This is a genomic window from Ochrobactrum sp. SFR4, from assembly GCF_019730395.1.
Classification (GTDB): domain Bacteria; phylum Pseudomonadota; class Alphaproteobacteria; order Rhizobiales; family Rhizobiaceae; genus Pseudochrobactrum.
Genome location: NZ_JAAPBB010000444.1, coordinates 1 through 338, shown reverse-complemented (window position 1 = coordinate 338; position 338 = coordinate 1). Strand labels below are relative to the sequence as shown.

Here is a 338-nt window from a genome sequence, read left to right as displayed (position 1 = left end):
ATAGGCCTGCGCTCGTCATCCATTGCCGTAGTGTCTCTTTACTGACCGAGAGCTGATGGCGTTCAACCAGCTTCTCGCAAGCCAGTGTCGGACCAAAGTCCTGATAATACGTCCGCACAATATCCAGAACGGCACTCCGAAAATCCTCGTCATAACGATGATTGCTCGGGCGACCACATCTTTTTGAAATCAGGCCTGACTGCCCAAACTTATCATAAGCTTGTAAAAGACGATGAATCTGGCTGCGACTGAGATCCAGCAACACTGTTGCCTGGACAATCGTCAGGCGGCGATCTCGTATCTTCTGAATGACTTCTAATCGATTGAGTTCTTTCTGC

The 338-nt window shown here is 49.1% G+C and carries 1 protein-coding gene; it reads right to left on the bottom strand.

Annotation, left to right across the window (positions count from 1 at the left end; genetic code table 11):
* Positions 1–338: helix-turn-helix domain-containing protein (locus HBA93_RS19740; RefSeq protein ID WP_221724419.1), on the bottom strand; the 338-nt coding region annotated here is incomplete at both ends.